Genomic DNA, 2,813 nt, shown 5'->3' on the forward strand with positions numbered 1-2,813 from the left:
GTGGGGTCGCCGCCCTTGAGCTGGCCGAACCAGCCCAGTGCGCCATCGTTGTTGCCGTACACCATGCCCACGTTGTCCAGCGCGCCCAGTGGCGTGCCCGAATTGACGATGTCACGCCCGGCACGGATGGCGACCGCGCCGCCACCGTCGTACCAGGTGGTGGTGTCGGTCCGGACGGCACCATTGCTCAGCACGTTGTTGGTGGTGGTGACGATGCTGCCGGTGCGCAGGCCCACCAGGTCACCGGTGAGCGCGTAGTAGCGCGACGGCACCTGGCCCACGTACACGTGGCCCGATGCGCTGGGGGCGGTGAACGCGAACAGGGGGTAGGCCTGCGCCGAACTGCTGGGGTCGTTGCCAGACAGCAGCACGCTGGGCGCCAGGCCGGTGGGGCTGACGTTGTGGATGAACCGGCGGCCGTACCAGACCGTGTCGGCCAGGCCCACGAAGCCGGGATTGAACGGGCTGGGCAACGCGGTCGGGTCGGCGCCGGACACACCCAGACCGGTGCCGTTGGCATAGATCGAGCCGGCCGCAAGCAGTTCCAGCTGGCCGGTGCCGCGCGCGGTGAACACATCGTCCACCGGCGACGGCGCCAGCACCACGCCGGCCACGAAGTTCTCGTTGTTGGTGCCCTGGATCGGCGCGGTGCGCGGGGTGCCGTAGTAGATGCTGCCGCTGGCGGCGGTGGCGCGCAGCACCGACGGGTACACATGGTTGCCGTCGGTGGCCTGGGCGTCGTTGCGGGTGTTGCGGTCAAGCATGGCCAGCGACGGGGTGAGGTTGCCACCGGCGGCCATCAGGTCCACCGCCGTGGACGGCGTCCACAGCGAGAACCAGCTCCAGCCGCCGTCCTGGTAGGCCGTGCCGTCCACGCTGAAGGGCGTGCCGTTGTTGAACTGGGGCACGCGCCCGGGGTCGGTGACGGTGCCCAGCACCAGGTCGCCCCGGGCGTCCAGGCGTGCGCCGGCATCGCCGAGCACCAGCACCGGGCCGCCTGCCGACGTGGCCGCTGTCGCGCTGTACATGTCGTACGGGCGCGATTCCTTGGCGTCCTGGCGGCTGCCGTAGCGCAGCTCCACGCCGCCTACCGCACCGGCTTCCAGGCGCAGCGCGCCGCGCAGGTTGGTGAAGCTGCCGTTGAGTTCCAGGTGATGGATGTCGTTGACGGTGACCAGGTTGGCCTCCGGCGGGCTGTTGCTGCCGGTGTACGAGCGCAACGCAGGGTCGGCGTTGAGGCCGCCGCCGATGCGGATGTCCAGGTCGCCGCCGCCGGTCTGCACCAGGGTGCCGTCGCCGGTGACGCGACCGGTGCTGGCCACGGCCAGGTTGAGACCGGCGCTGCGGTTGATGTGGACCCCGCCGTGGTCGCCGCGCCCCTGCAGCATGCCGGCGTCTCCGGTCGCGTCCAGCAGCAGGTTGCCGCCGCCGAGCGTGCCGAACCCGGTGAAGCCGATCAGCCGCGGCATTTCCACGAAGTTGTCGTAGTAGTTGGCGCCGTTGGGCGCCGCCACGTAGGTGCCGAAGTTGATCCACCACGCGGTGGGCAGGCCGTCGGCCCCGCCCTGCACGCTGCCGGTGCCCTGCCGCCACAGCCAATTGCCCACCGCGGCGGTGGAACTCACCCGGTCGGTGGCATAGCCCAGCGCTTCGGCACGCAGGGTGGTGCCCGGTCGGCCCAGGCTGTCGCCCACGATGGTGCCGCCGGCGCGCAGCAGCAGGTTGCCGCCGGCCTCCGGATACCAGGCCTGGTACAGGCTCTGGCTGCCGCCGTCGACCAGGTGTTCGAACACACTGCCCTTGTCGCCGAGCACGGTATTGCCGATCGGGTTGGAGGGATTGGGCGTCACCACCGCACGCGGCTGGTTGTAGGGATCGCGGCCCGGGGTGGACACCACCGCCGACGGCGTACCGGCGGTGTACACGCCGTACAGCGAGGTGGTGGCGATGTCGCCGCCGGACACCAGGCGCAGGTCGCCGGTGCCGGTACGCACCACGCTGGGCAGCTGCTCGCGGCCCGGCAGCGTCTTGAATTCCCTGTCCGGCGGAACCTCCGGCGAACCCACGGCGGCCAGACCGTCGTAACCGAGCTCGTTGAGATTTTCCGGGCCGCTGTAGATCAGGCCCCAACCCATCAGTTCGGCGATCTGATCGTCGGTGAAGGCAGAGCCGGCGGTCGGCACGAAACTCAGCATGTACTCACCGAAGAACACGTTGACCATTTCGACGAACAGGTCGGGATCGCCCCAGACATACGTGGCCGGCGAGCCGGTGCCGGGAATGTCCACCACTGCCCCACCCTGCCCGTAATGCGGGTCGGACAGACGCAGGCTGCCGGTACCGGCGCGGTCGATGGTGAGGCGGTCGGCACCGGCCATGTCGGCGCCGGCCACCAGGCTGATGTCCCACGATTGCGAACCGGCCGCCAGCATCGGCGCCAGCGCCCAGATGCGGCCCTGGTTGCCGTCGGCGTCGGTGGGCCGCAGGTTGACCGTGGTGGCACCGCCGGGCAGCTTGACCTCGGTGTCGCTGGGAATGAAGGCACCCTTGGCCAGGCCAAGGTCGGTGGCCAGGGTGACCAGGTTGCCGATCGGTGAGGCGGGCAAGGCCACGCCTGCCGGCCACGTCATCGCGGCGATGTTGGCGGCCATCGGCAGGCGCAGGCCGGCGGACAGCTGCGCGCCCTGCGGCAGGGTGACCGCGTCGGCCAGCACGGTGCCGGCCGCGTACAACAGCGCGCCGGACGCATCGTGCACCGCCGCGCCCAGCACCGTGCCCCTGGCGCTGGCCAAGGGCACGGTGCTGGGCGCGGC

At 70.9% G+C, this 2,813-nt stretch carries 1 pseudogene; it reads right to left on the bottom strand.

Features of this window, described 5'->3' with window-relative positions:
- Positions 1 to 2,792, bottom strand: a pseudogene (locus tag DBR34_RS21765) (hypothetical protein); the annotation flags it as partial.
- Positions 2,793 to 2,813 lie beyond the last annotated feature (21 nt).

Source organism: Stenotrophomonas sp. HMWF003 (assembly GCF_003061285.1).
GTDB classification, from domain to species: Bacteria; Pseudomonadota; Gammaproteobacteria; order Xanthomonadales; family Xanthomonadaceae; genus Stenotrophomonas; species Stenotrophomonas maltophilia_AP.